Origin of the sequence: Propioniciclava soli, from assembly GCF_038502305.1 — a bacterium.
Classification (GTDB): domain Bacteria; phylum Actinomycetota; class Actinomycetes; order Propionibacteriales; family Propionibacteriaceae; genus Propioniciclava; species Propioniciclava soli.
Window position 1 is genome coordinate 1,036,794 of the sequence record NZ_CP115965.1, and the last position, 14,616, is coordinate 1,051,409.

Annotated in this window: 23 protein-coding genes and 1 pseudogene; 22 read left to right on the plus strand and 2 right to left on the minus strand. The window is 69.0% G+C overall.

Going from position 1 to position 14,616, the window contains the following annotated elements; translation table 11 throughout:
• Positions 1–5 precede the first annotated feature (5 nt).
• On the minus strand, positions 6–1,334 hold the full coding sequence (locus PCC79_RS04660) for an O-antigen ligase family protein (protein ID WP_342373146.1): 1,329 nt from the start codon (positions 1,332–1,334) through the stop codon (positions 6–8).
• The gene (locus PCC79_RS04665; RefSeq protein WP_232549000.1) at positions 1,327–2,256 is read right to left on the minus strand and encodes a hypothetical protein; all 930 of its coding nucleotides are present in this window, start codon (positions 2,254–2,256) and stop codon (positions 1,327–1,329) included. The genes PCC79_RS04660 and PCC79_RS04665 overlap by 8 nt, the downstream gene beginning before the upstream one ends.
• Before the next feature lie 357 nt (positions 2,257–2,613).
• On the opposite strand from PCC79_RS04665, the gene PCC79_RS04670 reads away from it, so the two are divergent.
• From PCC79_RS04670 to rplO, 22 genes and pseudogenes are all read left to right on the plus strand, one after another.
• Complete coding sequence (locus PCC79_RS04670; RefSeq protein WP_342373147.1) at positions 2,614–4,011, plus strand: hypothetical protein; 1,398 nt, start codon at positions 2,614–2,616, stop codon at positions 4,009–4,011.
• A 344-nt stretch (positions 4,012–4,355) separates the two neighbouring features.
• The gene (gene rpsJ, locus PCC79_RS04675) at positions 4,356–4,667 is read left to right on the plus strand and encodes a 30S ribosomal protein S10 (protein ID WP_232548998.1); all 312 of its coding nucleotides are present in this window, start codon (positions 4,356–4,358) and stop codon (positions 4,665–4,667) included.
• An 11-nt stretch (positions 4,668–4,678) separates the two neighbouring features.
• The gene (gene rplC, locus PCC79_RS04680; protein WP_232548997.1) at positions 4,679–5,332 is read left to right on the plus strand and encodes a 50S ribosomal protein L3; all 654 of its coding nucleotides are present in this window, start codon (positions 4,679–4,681) and stop codon (positions 5,330–5,332) included.
• 2 nt (positions 5,333–5,334) lie between these two features.
• A pseudogene (rplD, locus tag PCC79_RS04685) lies at positions 5,335–5,991 on the plus strand (50S ribosomal protein L4); the annotation flags it as partial.
• A gap of 8 nt (positions 5,992–5,999) precedes the next feature.
• Positions 6,000–6,305, plus strand: a complete 306-nt coding sequence (rplW, locus tag PCC79_RS04690; RefSeq protein ID WP_232548995.1) for a 50S ribosomal protein L23 — start codon at positions 6,000–6,002, stop codon at positions 6,303–6,305.
• A gap of 28 nt (positions 6,306–6,333) precedes the next feature.
• A complete protein-coding gene (rplB, locus tag PCC79_RS04695; protein ID WP_232548994.1) occupies positions 6,334–7,170 on the plus strand; it encodes a 50S ribosomal protein L2 in 837 nt (278 codons plus the stop codon).
• Positions 7,171–7,187: 17 nt separating this feature from the next.
• The gene (gene rpsS / locus PCC79_RS04700; protein ID WP_232548993.1) at positions 7,188–7,469 is read left to right on the plus strand and encodes a 30S ribosomal protein S19; all 282 of its coding nucleotides are present in this window, start codon (positions 7,188–7,190) and stop codon (positions 7,467–7,469) included.
• A gap of 25 nt (positions 7,470–7,494) precedes the next feature.
• A complete protein-coding gene (gene rplV, locus PCC79_RS04705; RefSeq protein WP_232548992.1) occupies positions 7,495–7,896 on the plus strand; it encodes a 50S ribosomal protein L22 in 402 nt (133 codons plus the stop codon).
• 2 nt (positions 7,897–7,898) lie between these two features.
• The gene (rpsC, locus tag PCC79_RS04710) at positions 7,899–8,717 is read left to right on the plus strand and encodes a 30S ribosomal protein S3 (protein WP_232548991.1); all 819 of its coding nucleotides are present in this window, start codon (positions 7,899–7,901) and stop codon (positions 8,715–8,717) included.
• A gap of 2 nt (positions 8,718–8,719) precedes the next feature.
• Positions 8,720–9,139 carry a 50S ribosomal protein L16 gene (rplP, locus tag PCC79_RS04715; RefSeq protein WP_232548990.1) on the plus strand — a complete coding sequence of 140 codons (420 nt, stop codon included), beginning with the start codon at positions 8,720–8,722 and terminating at the stop codon, positions 9,137–9,139.
• Positions 9,139–9,366 (plus strand): 50S ribosomal protein L29, encoded by a 228-nt coding sequence (gene rpmC / locus PCC79_RS04720; protein WP_232548989.1) that lies wholly within the window; start codon positions 9,139–9,141, stop codon positions 9,364–9,366. The genes rplP and rpmC overlap by 1 nt, the downstream gene beginning before the upstream one ends.
• Positions 9,367–9,380: 14 nt before the next feature.
• Complete coding sequence (rpsQ, locus tag PCC79_RS04725; RefSeq protein ID WP_232548988.1) at positions 9,381–9,650, plus strand: 30S ribosomal protein S17; 270 nt, start codon at positions 9,381–9,383, stop codon at positions 9,648–9,650.
• Between the two features lie 218 nt (positions 9,651–9,868).
• On the plus strand, positions 9,869–10,237 hold the full coding sequence (rplN, locus tag PCC79_RS04730; protein ID WP_232548987.1) for a 50S ribosomal protein L14: 369 nt from the start codon (positions 9,869–9,871) through the stop codon (positions 10,235–10,237).
• Position 10,238: 1 nt separating this feature from the next.
• A complete protein-coding gene (rplX, locus tag PCC79_RS04735; RefSeq protein WP_232548986.1) occupies positions 10,239–10,607 on the plus strand; it encodes a 50S ribosomal protein L24 in 369 nt (122 codons plus the stop codon).
• Between the two features lies 1 nt (position 10,608).
• The gene (gene rplE, locus PCC79_RS04740) at positions 10,609–11,271 is read left to right on the plus strand and encodes a 50S ribosomal protein L5 (protein ID WP_342373149.1); all 663 of its coding nucleotides are present in this window, start codon (positions 10,609–10,611) and stop codon (positions 11,269–11,271) included.
• 8 nt (positions 11,272–11,279) lie between these two features.
• The gene (locus PCC79_RS04745; protein ID WP_232548984.1) at positions 11,280–11,465 is read left to right on the plus strand and encodes a type Z 30S ribosomal protein S14; all 186 of its coding nucleotides are present in this window, start codon (positions 11,280–11,282) and stop codon (positions 11,463–11,465) included.
• A gap of 199 nt (positions 11,466–11,664) precedes the next feature.
• Positions 11,665–12,072: a 30S ribosomal protein S8 gene (gene rpsH / locus PCC79_RS04750; protein ID WP_232548983.1), complete on the plus strand. Its 408-nt coding sequence runs from the start codon at positions 11,665–11,667 to the stop codon at positions 12,070–12,072.
• A gap of 18 nt (positions 12,073–12,090) precedes the next feature.
• Positions 12,091–12,633: a 50S ribosomal protein L6 gene (rplF, locus tag PCC79_RS04755; RefSeq protein ID WP_232548982.1), complete on the plus strand. Its 543-nt coding sequence runs from the start codon at positions 12,091–12,093 to the stop codon at positions 12,631–12,633.
• A gap of 2 nt (positions 12,634–12,635) precedes the next feature.
• Complete coding sequence (gene rplR, locus PCC79_RS04760; RefSeq protein WP_232548981.1) at positions 12,636–13,019, plus strand: 50S ribosomal protein L18; 384 nt, start codon at positions 12,636–12,638, stop codon at positions 13,017–13,019.
• Positions 13,020–13,039: 20 nt separating this feature from the next.
• Positions 13,040–13,663, plus strand: a complete 624-nt coding sequence (rpsE, locus tag PCC79_RS04765) for a 30S ribosomal protein S5 (RefSeq protein ID WP_342373150.1) — start codon at positions 13,040–13,042, stop codon at positions 13,661–13,663.
• Complete coding sequence (gene rpmD, locus PCC79_RS04770; RefSeq protein WP_232548979.1) at positions 13,663–13,845, plus strand: 50S ribosomal protein L30; 183 nt, start codon at positions 13,663–13,665, stop codon at positions 13,843–13,845. The genes rpsE and rpmD overlap by 1 nt, the downstream gene beginning before the upstream one ends.
• A gap of 1 nt (position 13,846) precedes the next feature.
• Positions 13,847–14,287, plus strand: coding sequence for a 50S ribosomal protein L15 (gene rplO, locus PCC79_RS04775; RefSeq protein WP_232548978.1), 441 nt, complete (start codon positions 13,847–13,849; stop codon positions 14,285–14,287).
• Positions 14,288–14,616: the final 329 nt, after the last annotated feature.

Below are 14,616 nucleotides of genomic sequence, written 5' to 3' on the forward strand. Positions count from 1 at the left end.
AAAGATTAACAGCGTGCTGGGGACAAACCTGTCACCCGTTCGGTGGACCCCGCGGAGGCGATCTCGCGTGCACGGGGCACCTCACGCGCCAGCAGGATGCCGCGTCCGGCGATACCGCCGATCATCCAGATCAACAAATTGGGGAATACATACGGATTGGGGCTGAGCATCGTGGGGAAGATCCACACGAGCAGGGCCGACCAGGCGACGGCCTTCCAGGCGCGCGACTCCGCGGTGGCGGGGATCGCGAGGGCGGAGCGCACCGGACCCAGCAGCATCGCGAGCCCCCACGCGATCGCCGCAGGAATGCCGGTCTCGGCGGCGCGGGACAAGAAGACGTTGTGGACCTCGATCGTCACCGTGGTGATGGGGTAGTCGTCGGCCTGGCGGACCCACAGGACGTTTTCCTCGACGAACCGCAGCCAGCCGATGCCACCCCAGGGGTGCTCCGCGATGACGCGCAGCGCCGCCTCGTTGACGTAGTCGCGGTCGTAGAGCGACCGGGTGGTGGTGAGCCGGTCGACCAACGCCGCCAACAAGTCCGGGAGCACGGAGGTGACCAGCACCAGGGCGCCGACCCCCAGGGCGACCGCCCACGGGGCGAGCCGGCGGACGCGCGGCTCCACCACGGCCCACACGATGAGTCCCAACAGGGCGGCCAGCCAGACCGAGCGGGTCATGGAGACGACCACGCCCACGCTGGAGGCGACGATGCCCAGCCAGGCCATCGCGCGCCACCAGCCCCGGTCGCGCAACGCTCCGAGGATTCCCAGGGCGAGGGTCAGGGCGCACGCCATGCCGAAGGCCTCGGAGTTGCCGAACGGGCCGACGACGCGCTCGCCGGCGTCCGCATACCGGGCGAGGTAGCGCGGGAACAGCAACGCGGTCGTCCCCACCAACTGTTGCAGGCCCATCACCACGAGGTAGACCCCGAGGACGCTCCCCACCCGGCTCACCAGGAGCCGGCGCAGAGGCGTGGTGAACGTGAGGCAGCCCGCCACGAACATCGCGAACGGCATCACGATGCGGTCGATGAAGCCGAACAACTGGTAGTCGTCGCCCAGCGACCCGGTGCCCAGCCACGAGAACAGCGTCGCCACGACGACGAACGCCATCGCCGCATAGACCGGACTCCAACGCAACCGGTCGCGCCCGCGATGGAGGGCGAGCAGCAGCAGACCCACCAGGAGCAGCGGCCGGTCGGGGCTGACGGGGAGCCCCATCTCGCTCCCGTAGCCGGAGAAGACCGACGCGATGAGTCCGGCCAGGATCACCCAGACGTGCAGCGGGATGCGTTCCGGGGAGTGTGCGCGGCCCACCGCCGCCTCAGCCACGGTCCTTCTCAAGTGTCACGGGGTCGTCCGTGGTGGTGGCGATCGGGTCGGACGTCACCGCAGGCGCTGCGGACCGGCGGCGGGCCGCAGCGGTGGCCAGCCCGAGCCCGACGAGAGCGCCCAGGACGAGGCCCACCAGGGCGCCCCGCTGGACGGAGCCCGCTCGGCTGGAGTTGACGACCGAGGCCGCGCGCACCAGCACGAGATCGGCCGCCTCGGAGTCCTCCGAGACCTGGCGCACGTAGAGCGCCCGCAGCCCATCGACGCGCACCTGGGCCATCTCGCGGTTGGTGATCGCCGAGTTGAGCTCGGCGCGCACACCCTCGAGTTGTTCGCGGGGTGTGGCGAGGGCCTCCAGGCGTGCCACCTCGGCGTCATAGGTGTTGAAGACGGCCGTCGTGGTCCGCAGGTCGTCCTGCGCCTGCCGGTACTGCTCGTAGGTGGCCTCGGCGGAGCGCTGCCCGTCGCTGTCGTTCACCGTGGTGATGAGGGTGTCGGCGGTGTCGCGGGCCACGCTGAGGGCCAGCTGCTCGTCGGTCGACTCGGCCTCGATCCGCAGCACGTTCGACTCGGGAATGTTGGACGCCGCCAGCTCCACCCCCTCGGGCACGGAACCGGTGGTCACCCCCGTGTCGTTGACGTAGCGGGCGTAGTTGGACGCCAGCTCCTCGGCGGCCAGCGGGAACCCCGCGATCGCACCGGAGCTGAGGTCACCCATGCCCACGCCGACGCGGGACTCGGCCGTGTACGTGACGGGCAGCGCCCACCCGACCAGCGCGCCCACGAGGGCGCCTGCAACGGTCGCGGCGAGCGCCGGCAGCCAGTGGCGGCGCAGCGCAGCGGATGGCCCGGATGCTTTGGAGGTGGATCCGAAAGACGCACCGGTGCGGTTCGTCCACCGCTCTTCTTCATGCTCGATCATGCTCATAAATATCCCCAGGACGGTGAAAGTGTTGCCTTTCGAGTCTGCCACAGGCCAGGTGCGGATTCGGCCTGAAAAGTGTCCCCCACAAGGGCGACCGAGGGCGGCCACCGCGCACTCGCGGTTGCCGCGGTCGACCGCCGTGCAGCACTGGCGCACCCGTCATTTCCCGCCGACTGATGGCATCGGGCGAGACCGGGCGCAGCGATGTCCGGTGGTGGGGCGGCGGGGGCGCGTCGTCGCCCCCACCCGTTGCCGGACGTCACGGGGAATTACTTGGCCCTGCGATGGGAGGGCCCGTACGCTGAGAGCACGCTGAGAGCTCTCTCAGCTTCGGACCGCACCGAAAGATCCCCCATGACGACACGTTCCCCCCTGCCCGCCTGCGCGGCGCTGCTCGGCCTGGTCGCCTCCTTCGCCCTGGTCGTGCCCACCCCGGCCGCGGCCGCCCCGGCGGACACGGCGATCCGTTGGTCGCCGACGTCCTTCTGGACGTCCAGCGTGGCCGATGCGCCGCTGGACCCCCGCTCGGCCGAGATGGCCCAGAACCTGGCGCACCAGGTGACCAGCCGCTACGACGGCGTGGCGGCGTTCAACGCCCACCAGTACTCCACGTCGCTGTCCCTCGCGGACGCGAACACGCCCCGCTACGACATCGCCTTCGACGACTGCCAGCGCAAGGGCTGGACACCCCGGGAGCTCTACGAGGGCCCCGCCCATTTCGCCGACGTGCCCGTGCCTGCGGACGCCGTCGCCTCCGCGGGCACCGACAAGCACGTGACGATCTACGACCCCGAGGCCGACAAGGTCTGGGAGTTCTGGGTGTTCGAGCGGACGGCCACGGGCTTCTCCGCCTGTTGGGGCGGGCGCATCGACGACGCCTCGTCCGACGACGGCGTCTTCCCCGCCGGTTTCGGGGCCTCGGCCACCGGGCTGCCGCTGATGTCCGGCGTCATCACCTTCGACGACCTGCGACGCGGACACATCAACCACGTCATGACGATCGGCCTGCCGGAGGTCGCGCACTGGACCGATGTGTCCTGGCCCGCGAATCGCAGCGACGGCAGCGGCTGGGGCATCATCCGTGAAGGGCAGCGCATCCGCCTCGACCCGAGCGTCGACCTCGACTCCCTCGACCTCACGCCCATCGGGCGCATGATCGCGGAGGCGGCCCAGACCTACGGGTTCGTGGTGGCCGACCAGTCCGGTGCCGTGTCGGTCTACGCGGAGTACGCCGGGCCCTGGACGGGGTCGGACCCCTGGTCGAAGCAGCTCGGAACGACGCCCACGTACTTCGTCATGCGGAACTTCCCCTGGGAGCGCACGCAGGTCATCGCGAAGGACCACGGCAAGACGACGCCGGCGCCCCAGGCCGTGGCCCCCGTGCCGGTTCCCACGCCCACGCCCACGCCGACCCCGACGCCGACTCCCACGCCGACGCCCACGCCGACCCCGACCCCCACGCCGACGCCCGCGCCGACCCCGACCCCCACGCCGACCCCGACGCCGACTCCCACGCCGTTCGCGGGCGCCGTCGGGGTGCGATGGACCGCCTGCGACGCGGTGCTGGTGGACGCCTCCGCGCTCGCCACGGACGCCCGGGTCACGATCGCCTGGGGTTCGAACTGGACGCGCATCGGGGGAGGGCGCACCTGGTGGTCCGGCTCGAAGCCCGACCTGGGTGCGGTGCGCGTCACGGTCACCGACGCCCAGGGGCAGCAGTCCGAACCGGTCTCGTTCCAGCGTTCCTGTTGAGCGCTCTGGACGCCCCCGGCGCACGTCGCCGGGGGCGTGCAACCCGGACGGGCAGGATTTGCCCGGTCCGGGCGTCCGTGACACACTGTTCGGGTTGCTTTGACGCAGGTTGCGGCAAGGCCGTCGTGGGTGCGCCCGCGGCGGGACCCGCAGGAGAAGCCACCCCGAGCAAGCCGGGCGGTTGTCGCCGGGCCCTACCAAACCGATCGAACGTGAGGTTTGCGCGGCCCAAGAGGCGCGACACGCCCGACCGCGGGGGTCGCAGTGACAAGGGGTTTCTCAACCGAGAGGCCCACCGAGGGCGGGGCGGATGCACCCCGGCCACGACAACACGAAGGATTTCCATGGCGGGACAGAAGATCCGGATTCGACTCCGGGCCTATGACCACGAGGTCATCGACACGTCGGCGAGGAAGATCGTCGACACGGTCACCCGTACCGGCGCCCAGGTCGCCGGCCCGGTGCCCCTGCCGACCGAGAAGAACGTGTACTGCGTGATCCGGTCGCCGCACAAGTACAAGGACAGCCGCGAGCATTTCGAGATGCGCACCCACAAGCGGCTCATCGACATCCTCGACCCCACGCCGAAGACGGTCGACTCGCTCATGCGACTCGACCTTCCGGCCGGTGTGGACATCGAGATCAAGCTTCCGTGAGGTCCGCTGCCATGAACAACGAACGCACCGTCAAGGGCATCCTGGGCTCCAAGCTCGGCATGACCCAGCTCTGGGACGCCGACAACAAGCTCGTCCCCGTCACCGTCATCCAGGCGGGCCCCTGCGTGGTCACGCAGGTCCGCACGCCGGAGGCCGACGGCTACAACGCCGTCCAGCTCGCTTTCGGGGCCGTCAAGCCGAAGAACGTGAATCGGCCGCAGACCGGCCACTTCGAGGCCGCCGGGGTCACCCCGCGCCGCCACCTCGTCGAGCTCCGCACCGCCGACGCGTCCGAGTACACCCTCGGCCAGGAGGTCGGGGCGGACGCCTTCGCCGCCGGCGAGGTCGTCGACGTCACCGGCGTCAGCAAGGGCAAGGGCACCGCGGGTGTCATGAAGCGTCACGGCTTCCACGGCCTGCGCGCCAGCCACGGTGTGCACCGCAAGCACCGTTCGCCGGGCTCCATCGGCCAGTCCTCCACGCCGTCCCGCGTCTTCCCCGGCATGCGCATGGCCGGCCGCATGGGCGTCGACAAGGTGACCGTCCAGAACCTCACCATCCACGCGGTGGACGCCGAGCGCGGCCTCCTGCTGGTCAAGGGCTCGATCCCCGGACCCAAGGGCGCCCTCGTGGTCGTCCGCACCGCGTCCAAGAAGGGAGCATGAGCATGAGCGCCCAGACCGTGAAGGTCCTCGGCACCAGCAAGAGTGCCGACCTGCCCGCCGAGATCTTCGACGTGCAGACCAACGTGCCGCTGATCCACCAGGTCGTGGTGGCCCAGCAGGCCGCCGCCCGTCAGGGCACGCACGCCACCAAGACCCGCGGCGACGTCCGCGGTGGTGGCGCCAAGCCGTGGCGCCAGAAGGGCACCGGCCGCGCCCGTCAGGGTTCGCGCCGCGCCCCGCAGTGGACCGGTGGCGGCATCGTCCACGGGCCGCAGCCGCGCTCCTACGCGCAGCGCACCCCCAAGAAGATGGTGGCCGCCGCACTGCGTGGCGCCCTGTCCGACCGCGCCCGTGAGGGTCACGTCCACGTCGTCGACAGCTTCGGCACGCAGACGCCCTCGACCCGCACCGCGCTCCAGGCACTTCAGGCCGTGACCGGCCGCCGCCTGCTGGTCGTGCTGCACCGGGACGAGGACGTGGCGTGGCTCAGCCTGCGCAACGTGGCAACCATCCACCTGCTCACCTGGGACCAGCTGAACGCCTACGACGTGGTCGTGGCCGACGACGTGGTCTTCAGCGTGCAGGCGCTGGACGCCCTTGTGGCGGCCCGCGGCGCCGGCCGCACCGAGGCCGCTGCCACCGAGACGGACGCCGAGGAGGCCGAGAAGTGAGCACCCCGCTGAAGATCAAGGACCACCGCGACGTCCTGCTCGCGCCGGTCGTGAGCGAGAAGAGCTACGGGCTTCTCGACGAGAACAAGTACACGTTCCTCGTCGACCCCGGAGCCAACAAGACCGAGATCAAGATCGCCGTCGAGAAGGTGTTCGGGGTCAAGGTCACGAACGTCAACACGATCAACCGGAAGGGCAAGACCCGCCGGACGCGCTACGGCACGGGGCGGCGTCCCGACACCAAGCGCGCCATCGTGACGGTGGCCGAGGGCGACCGCATCGACATCTTCGGCCAGGCGTGAGCCGGCCCGACGACAAGGACGATTGAGCATGGCTATCCGCAAGTACAAGCCGACCACCCCGGGCCGTCGTGGCTCGTCGGTGTCGGATTTCGCAGAGATCACGCGGTCGACCCCCGAGAAGTCGCTGACCGTCCCGGTCAAGAAGACCGGCGGTCGCAACAACCAGGGTCGTATCACCACCCGCCACATCGGCGGCGGCCACAAGCAGGCCTACCGCATCATCGACTTCAAGCGCTACGACAAGGACGGCGTCCCGGCCAAGGTCGCTCACATCGAGTACGACCCGAACCGCACGGCGCGCATCGCCCTGCTGCACTACGCCGACGGCGAGAAGCGCTACATCATCGCCCCCCACGGCCTCGGCCAGGGTGCGTCGGTGGAGGCCGGTGAGGGTGCCGACATCAAGCCGGGCAACAACCTGCCGCTGCGCAACATCCCGGTGGGCACCACGGTGCACGCCGTCGAGCTCCGCCCCGGCGGCGGCGCCAAGATGGGTCGCTCCGCGGGTGCGGGCATCCAGCTGGTGGCCCGCGAGGGCCGCTTCGCCACGCTGCGGCTGCCCTCGGGTGAGATGCGCATGGTGGACGTTCGCTGCCGCGCGACCGTCGGCGAGGTCGGCAACGCCGAGCAGAGCAACATCAACTGGGGCAAGGCCGGCCGCAACCGCTGGAAGGGCGTCCGCCCGACCGTCCGTGGTGTGGTCATGAACCCGATCGACCACCCGCACGGTGGTGGCGAGGGTCGCACGTCCGGTGGCCGTCACCCGGTGAGCCCGTGGGGCAAGCCCGAGGGGCGCACCCGCAACAAGAACAAGGCGAGCAACAAGCTCATCGTCCGCCGTCGCAAGACCGGCAAGAAGCGCTGACCGGGGAGTAGGAAGAGATGCCACGCAGCCTCAAGAAGGGCCCCTTCATCGACGAGCACCTGGCCAAGAAGGTCGATGTGCAAAACGATGCGGGCAAGAAGAACGTCATCAAGACCTGGTCGCGCCGTTCGATGATCAGCCCCGACATGATCGGTCACACCATCGCGGTGCACGACGGTCGCAAGCACGTGCCGGTGTTCGTCTCCGAGGCCATGGTGGGGCACAAGCTGGGCGAGTTCGCCCCGACGCGCACCTACCGCGGTCACGTCAAGGACGACAAGAAGTCGCGACGCCGCTGAGCGCCGTAGAGAAGGAATGGATTCAATGAGCAACAACACCACGCGGCCGAGCCGCCGCGCTGCGCTGCTCGGGGACCGTGCCGGCTCGTACGCCATCGCGCGTCACGTGCGGATGTCCCCGACGAAGGTGCGCCGTGTCGTGGACGTCGTCCGCGGCATGGGCGTCACCGACGCTCTCGCCGTCCTGCAGTTCCAGCCGCAGGCCGCCGCCGAGCCGGTCGCCAAGGTGGTCGCGTCCGCGGCCGCCAACGCCGAGAACACCGAGGGGCTGCGGGTCGATGACCTGTTCATCTCCACGGCGTTCGTGGACGAGGGCGTCACGCTGCGCCGCATCCGCCCGCGGGCCAAGGGCTCCGCGAGCCGGATCCTGAAGCGTGGGTCCCACATCACTGTCGTTGTCGAGCCCAAGGGCCAGAAGGGAGCCTGAGCATGGGTCAGAAGATCAACCCCCATGGCTTCCGCCTGGGCGTCACCACCGATCACACCACCCGTTGGTACGCGGACAAGAACTACGCCGAGCTCGTGAACGAGGACGTCAAGATCCGTGACTTCCTCACCAAGAACCTCGAGCGCGCCGGTATCAGCTCCATCGAGATCGAGCGTCGCTCCGAGCGCGTCACGATCTTCCTGCACGCCGCGCGTCCGGGCATCGTCATCGGCCGCAACGGCGCCGAGGCGGAGCGCATCCGTGGCTCGCTGGAGAAGCTGACCAACAAGCAGGTGCAGCTCAACATCCTCGAGGTCAAGAACCCGGAGATCGACGCGCAGCTCGTCGCCCAGGGCATTGCCGAGCAGCTGGGTGCCCGTGTGGCGTTCCGCCGTGCGATGCGCAAGGCGCAGCAGACGGCGATGCGGTCGGGCGCGCTGGGCATCAAGATCCAGTGCTCCGGTCGTCTCGGCGGCGCCGAGATGAGCCGCTCGGAGTTCTACCGCGAGGGCCGCGTGCCGCTGCACACGCTGCGCGCCGACATCGACTACGGCTTCTTCGAGGCCCGCACGACGTTCGGTCGCATCGGCGTCAAGGTGTGGATCTACAAGGGCGACGTCTCCGGGTCGCGCGCCGAGCGCGCCGCCCAGAAGGCCGCCCGTGCCAACGCCGGCGGTGGCCAGCGTCGTCCGGGCCGTGGTGGCCCGCGTCGTGACGACCGTGGCCCCCGCGGCGATCGTCCCGAGCGTGGCGGACGCCGCCGCGCCGAAGCCGCTGCCGAGGCCCCCGTGGCCGAGGCGGCGCAGACCGAAGGAGCGTGACCATGCTGATTCCGCGTCGCGTCAAGCACCGCAAGCAGCACCACCCGAAGCGTGACGGGATGGCGAAGGGCGGCACCAAGCTGGCCTTCGGCGAGTTCGGGATCCAGGCGCTGGAGGGGTCCTACCTCACCAACCGCCAGATCGAGAGCGCCCGTATCGCCATGACCCGTCACATCAAGCGTGGCGGCAAGGTGTGGATCAACGTCTACCCCGACCGCCCCATGACGAAGCACCCCGCCGAGTCCCGCATGGGCTCCGGCAAGGGCTCGCCCGAGTGGTGGGTCGCCAACATCAAGCCGGGCCGCGTGCTCTTCGAGCTCTCCGGCGTCTCGGAGGACGTGGCCCGCGAGGCCATGCGTCTGGCCATCCACAAGCTGCCGTTCAAGGCGCGCTTCATCAAGCGGGAAGCAGGTGAAATCTGATGGCCGAGGCTGTCACTGCCGCCGATCTGCGTGGCCTGAGCCGCGCCGACCTCGACGCCAAGGTGCGCGAGCTGAAGGAGGAGCTGTTCACGCTCCGCTTCCAGTCCGCCACCGGGCAGCTCGAGTCCCACGGTCGCCTCCGCGAGGTCCGCAAGGACATCGCCCGTGTCTACACGGTGATCCAGGAGCGCAACCTCGGCATCGTCCCCGATCCCGACGCGAACTGAGGAACTGAACAGACATGAGTGAAACTGTCGAGCGGAGCACGCGGCGGAAGGTCCGTGAGGGCCTCGTCGTGAGCGACAAGATGGACAAGACCATCACGGTGGCCATCGAGCAGCGCGTCAAGCACGCGCTGTACGGCAAGGTCATGACGCGCACCCTGAAGCTGAAGGCCCACGACGAGGAGAACTCGGCGGGGACGGGCGACCGCGTGCGCATCATGGAGACCCGGCCGCTGTCGGCCACCAAGCGGTGGCGCCTGATCGAGATCGTCGAGAAGGCCAAGTGACGCCCGGGGGCACTGGCCCCCGGCGTCTCGCACCGGCACCGTTCCTGACGAGCTGACCCCGGCTTGGAAACCCGACCAGCAACGACCAGGAACACGCCGCCCACGGGCGGCAGGTGCCCCGTTCCGCCAGGCCCGCGAGGGAACCGGCGAAACAGAGGAGAAGAAGAAATGGTTCAGCACGAGCGAAGCTCGTACCAGCCCCATCGGCGAGGTGTGAAATGATCCAGCAGGAATCGCGACTGAGGGTCGCCGACAACACGGGTGCGAAGGAACTGCTCTGCATCCGCGTGCTCGGTGGCTCCAAGCGCCGCTACGCCGGCCTGGGCGACCGCATCGTCGCCACGGTGAAGGACGCCATCCCCGGCGGCAACGTGAAGAAGGGCGAGGTCGTCAAGGCCGTCATCGTCCGCACCACCAAGGAGACCCGTCGTCCCGATGGCTCCTACATCAAGTTCGACGAGAACGCCGCGGTCATTCTGCGGAACGACGGCGAGCCCCGCGGCACGCGCATCTTCGGCCCGGTCGGCCGTGAGCTGCGTGACAAGCGCTTCATGCGCATCATCTCGCTCGCCCCGGAGGTGATCTGACATGACGAACTCGCTGCACGTGAAGAAGGGTGACACCGTCAAGGTGATCGCCGGTGACCAGAAGGGCGCCGTGGGGGAGATCATCAAGGTCTTCCCGCAGGAGAACAAGGTCATCGTCGAGGGCGTGAACATCATCAAGCGCCACACCGCGGCGAACCCCAACACCCGTCAGGGCGGGGGCATCGTCGAGACCGAGGCGCCCATCCACGCCAGCAACGTCCAGCTCGTGTACGAGGGCACTGGCCGCAACGCCAAGACGACGCGCGTCGGTTACGACCGCGTCGAGGTGACGAAGCGCCGGCCCGACGGCACCGAGTACACCACCCAGCGGAGCGTTCGCGTCGCCCGCAAGACCGGGAAGGAGATCTGAGATGACCGACACCGCCACCCAGGCCCCGGTCAAGGACCTCCCGCGCCTCAAGAAGAAGTACCGCGAGGAGATCCGCGAGGCCCTGAACTCCGAGTTCGACTACGCCAACGTCATGCAGATCCCCGGCCTGGTCAAGGTCGTGGTGAACATGGGCGTCGGCGAGGCCGCGCGTGACTCCAAGGTCATCGACGGCGCGATCCGCGACCTCACGGCCATCACCGGCCAGAAGCCGCAGGTCACCAGGGCCCGCAAGTCCATCGCGCAGTTCAAGCTGCGCGAGGGCATGCCGATCGGCTGCCACGTCACCCTGCGCGGTGACCGCATGTGGGAGTTCACCGACCGTCTGCTCAGCCTGGCGCTGCCGCGCATCCGCGACTTCCGCGGCCTGTCGACGCACCAGTTCGACGGCAAGGGCAACTACACCTTCGGCCTCACCGAGCAGGTCATGTTCCACGAGATCGACCAGGACCGGATCGATCGCGTGCGCGGCATGGACATCACGTTCGTGACGTCGGCCGAGACGGACGCTGAGGGCCTGGCCCTGCTGCGCGCCCTCGGATTCCCGTTCAAGGCTGCCGAGAACGACCCGCGCAGGAACGTCGCCCGCCGGCGCGCCTACACGGGCTCGAAGAGCCAGATCAAGAAGCAGCTCAACAGGAGGTGAACTGACCCATGGCGAAAACTGGACTCAAGGTCAAGCAGAGCCGCAAGCCCAAGTTCGCGGTCCGCGCGTACACCCGGTGCAACCGCTGCGGGCGTCCGAAGTCGGTCTACCGCAAGTTCGGGCTGTGCCGCATCTGCCTGCGCGAACTCGCCCACCGCGGCGAACTGCCGGGCATCGTGAAGTCGTCCTGGTAATCACCGCGACTCGCTCCGCTCGTTACCGCGGGGAGGAACTCGCTCCGCTCGTGCGACTCAACTGAAAGCCCCGGCGCTGACGCGCCGGACCCCGGGCCTGGCGGCCCGGGGTGCGCCGCTCGCGGCGCACTCACAACCAACGGGAAGGTCCCGGCCGGGTGTACCCGGCGGGAAACCCCTCGAGAAAGGGCAACCGCCCATGACCATGACCGATCCGATCGCAGACATGCTGACGCGTCTGCGGAACGCCAATCAGGCGTACCACGACTCCACGTCCATGCCGCACAGCAAGATCAAGGTGGGTATCGCCGAGATCCTGCAGCAGCAGGGCTACATCACCGGCTTCGAGGTGCTCGAGCCGGCCGAGGGTGAGGTCGCGAAGACCCTTCGCGTCACCCTCAAGTACGGCCAGAACCGCGAGCGTTCCATCGCGGGCCTGCGCCGCATCAGCAAGCCCGGCCTCCGGGTGTACGCCAAGAGCAACGCGCTGCCCAAGGTCCTCGGTGGCCTCGGCATCGCGATCATCTCGACGAGCCAGGGCCTGCTGACCGACAAGGAAGCCAACTCCAAGAGCGTGGGCGGGGAAGTCCTCGCCTACGTCTGGTGAGCGAGAGGAGCTGAGAACATGTCCCGAATCGGCAAGCTCCCCATCGCCATCCCCAGCGGTGTCGAGGTGACCCTCCAGGGCCAGGACGTCGCGGTGAAGGGCCCCAAGGGCTCCCTGAGCCTGACGGTGGCCGAGCCCATCAGCGTCGGCAAGAACGACGCCGGTGAGATCGAGGTGACCCGCCCGAACGACGAGCGCGAGAACCGTGCCCTGCACGGCCTGACCCGCACGCTGGTCAACAACATGGTCATCGGCGTGACCGAGGGCTACGAGAAGAAGCTCGAGATCGTCGGCGTCGGTTACCGCGTGATCTCCAAGGGCCCCAAGCAACTCGAGTTCAACCTGGGGTTCAGCCACCCGGTCGTCATCGACGCGCCGGAGGGTGTCACCTTCACCGTGGAGCGCCCGACGGCGTTCTCGGTGCAGGGCATCGACAAGCAGGTCGTCGGCGAGGTCGCGGCCAACATCCGCAAGATCCGCAAGCCCGAGCCGTACAAGGGCAAGGGTGTGCGGTACGCGGGCGAACGCGTCCGTCGCAAGGTCGGAAAGGCTGGTAAGTGACCATGGGCATCTCCCTGTCCCAGAACAAGGGCATGGCCGCCCGGACCAAGGCGCGGCTGCGCCGTCAGGCCCGCGGTCGGAAGAAGATCTTCGGCAGCGGCGACCGTCCGCGCCTCGTGGTGACGCGCAGCGCGCGCCACATCGTGGCGCAGGTGATCGACGACACCCAGGGCGTCACCCTGGCGTCGGCGTCCACGATGGAGGCCGACCTTCGTTCCAGCACCGGCGACAAGAGCGACAAGGCCAAGCAGGTCGGCGCGCTCGTGGCCGAGCGGGCGAAGCAGGCGGGCGTGGCGAACGTGGTGTTCGACCGCGCCGGCAACCAGTACCACGGGCGGATTGCGGCGCTGGCTGACGGCGCACGCGAAGCCGGCCTCGGATTCTGATCGAAGCGGAAAGGAACAAAATGGCGAACGAGAACGCCTCGAACCAGCGCGGTGGCCGCGCTGGCGGTGGCGAGCGTCGCGGCCGCGACGATCGCCGGGGTGGGCGCGACAACGCAGCCCGCGAGGAGAAGAGCCAGTACCTGGAGCGCGTGGTTGCGATCAACCGCGTGGCCAAGGTCGTGCAGGGTGGCCGTCGCTTCAGCTTCACCGCGCTCGTCGTGGTGGGTGACGGTGAGGGCACCGTGGGCGTCGGCTACGGCAAGGCCAAGGAGGTGCCCGCGGCGATCGCCAAGGGCGTCGAGGAGGCGAAGAAGAACTTCTTCCGCGTCCCCCGCATCCTGGGCACGATCCCGCACCCCGTCCAGGGGGAGAAGGCGGCCGGCGTGGTGCTGCTGCGTCCGGCGTCCCCGGGTACCGGCGTGATCGCCGGCGGCTCGGCCCGCGCGGTGCTCGAGTGCGCCGGCATCCACGACGTGCTCGCGAAGTCCCTGGGCAGCGCGAACGCGATCAACGTGGTGCACGCCACGGTGAGCGCGCTCCAGCAGCTCGAGGAGCCGGAGCAGGTCGCGCGTCGTCGTGGCCTCCCGGTCGAGGACGTGGCCCCGGCCGCTCTGCTCAAGGCTCGCGAGGAGGGTGCTGCCTGATGGCCACGCTCAAGGTGACCCAGATCAAGAGCGCGAACAGCGCGAAGAAGAACCAGGCCGAGACGTTGCGCACGCTCGGGCTGAAGAAGATCGGCGACGTCGTGGAGAAGGAGGACCTTCCGCAGTACCGCGGCATGGTCAACACTGTCATCCACCTCGTCTCCGTCGAGGAGGTTGAGTGACATGGCGCTGAAGGTTCACCACCTGCGTCCGGCCCCCGGGGCCAAGACCGCCAAGACCCGCGTGGGTCGTGGCGAGGCGTCCAAGGGCAAGACCGCCGGCCGTGGCACCAAGGGCACCGGCGCGCGCAAGAACGTCTCCCCGGCGTTCGAGGGCGGGCAGATGCCGCTGCACATGCGGTTGCCGAAGCTCCGCGGCTTCCAGAACCCGTTCCGGGTCGAGTACCAGGTCGTCAACGTGGGCAAGCTCGGCGAGCTGTTCCCCGACGGCGGCTCCGTGACCGTGGCTGATCTCGTCGAGATCGGCGCGGTGCGCAAGGGTCACCTGGTCAAGGTGCTGGGCTCCGGCGACCTCAAGGTCGCCGTGCAGGTCCAGGCCCACGCCTTCACGGGTTCGGCCAAGTCCAAGATCGAGGCCGCCGGCGGCACCGCCACCGAGGTCTGATCCCAGGGTCGCAACGACACCGCACACGGCGGGCATCCACTCCGGATGCCCGCCGTGTCTGCGTTTCGGCCCCGCCGAGGGGGCGCGACATGCTCGCTTGCGTCTCGAACTCCGGTACCGGTGGCGGAGTTCGATGCCTGAAGTGGAGTGTGACCACGAGGACACCCAGTGATCTGGACGCCGCAGGCGGCTCGGGGAGGTCCCCGCACTCCCAACAGATAAATATTCGTTACTGACTTGTCACTCGAAATGGCCGCCATCGTGAGCGAAGTGGTCTAGATTGTCAGCGACCGGGAGGCCCCACCGAGGGGGCGCGGGCGAGGAAGGGA

Coding starts and splice junctions, on each gene's coding strand:
- PCC79_RS04665 (WP_232549000.1), bottom strand. CDS start 2,256: ATGATCGAGCATGAAGAAGAGCGGTGGACGAACCGCACCGGTGCGTCT.
- PCC79_RS04670 (WP_342373147.1), top strand. CDS start 2,614: ATGACGACACGTTCCCCCCTGCCCGCCTGCGCGGCGCTGCTCGGCCTG.
- rpsJ (WP_232548998.1), top strand. CDS start 4,356: ATGGCGGGACAGAAGATCCGGATTCGACTCCGGGCCTATGACCACGAG.
- rplC (WP_232548997.1), top strand. CDS start 4,679: ATGAACAACGAACGCACCGTCAAGGGCATCCTGGGCTCCAAGCTCGGC.
- rplB (WP_232548994.1), top strand. CDS start 6,334: ATGGCTATCCGCAAGTACAAGCCGACCACCCCGGGCCGTCGTGGCTCG.
- rpsS (WP_232548993.1), top strand. CDS start 7,188: ATGCCACGCAGCCTCAAGAAGGGCCCCTTCATCGACGAGCACCTGGCC.
- rplV (WP_232548992.1), top strand. CDS start 7,495: ATGAGCAACAACACCACGCGGCCGAGCCGCCGCGCTGCGCTGCTCGGG.
- rpsC (WP_232548991.1), top strand. CDS start 7,899: ATGGGTCAGAAGATCAACCCCCATGGCTTCCGCCTGGGCGTCACCACC.
- rplP (WP_232548990.1), top strand. CDS start 8,720: ATGCTGATTCCGCGTCGCGTCAAGCACCGCAAGCAGCACCACCCGAAG.
- rpmC (WP_232548989.1), top strand. CDS start 9,139: ATGGCCGAGGCTGTCACTGCCGCCGATCTGCGTGGCCTGAGCCGCGCC.
- rpsQ (WP_232548988.1), top strand. CDS start 9,381: ATGAGTGAAACTGTCGAGCGGAGCACGCGGCGGAAGGTCCGTGAGGGC.
- rplN (WP_232548987.1), top strand. CDS start 9,869: ATGATCCAGCAGGAATCGCGACTGAGGGTCGCCGACAACACGGGTGCG.
- rplX (WP_232548986.1), top strand. CDS start 10,239: ATGACGAACTCGCTGCACGTGAAGAAGGGTGACACCGTCAAGGTGATC.
- rplE (WP_342373149.1), top strand. CDS start 10,609: ATGACCGACACCGCCACCCAGGCCCCGGTCAAGGACCTCCCGCGCCTC.
- PCC79_RS04745 (WP_232548984.1), top strand. CDS start 11,280: ATGGCGAAAACTGGACTCAAGGTCAAGCAGAGCCGCAAGCCCAAGTTC.
- rpsH (WP_232548983.1), top strand. CDS start 11,665: ATGACCATGACCGATCCGATCGCAGACATGCTGACGCGTCTGCGGAAC.
- rplF (WP_232548982.1), top strand. CDS start 12,091: ATGTCCCGAATCGGCAAGCTCCCCATCGCCATCCCCAGCGGTGTCGAG.
- rplR (WP_232548981.1), top strand. CDS start 12,636: ATGGGCATCTCCCTGTCCCAGAACAAGGGCATGGCCGCCCGGACCAAG.
- rpsE (WP_342373150.1), top strand. CDS start 13,040: ATGGCGAACGAGAACGCCTCGAACCAGCGCGGTGGCCGCGCTGGCGGT.
- rpmD (WP_232548979.1), top strand. CDS start 13,663: ATGGCCACGCTCAAGGTGACCCAGATCAAGAGCGCGAACAGCGCGAAG.
- rplO (WP_232548978.1), top strand. CDS start 13,847: ATGGCGCTGAAGGTTCACCACCTGCGTCCGGCCCCCGGGGCCAAGACC.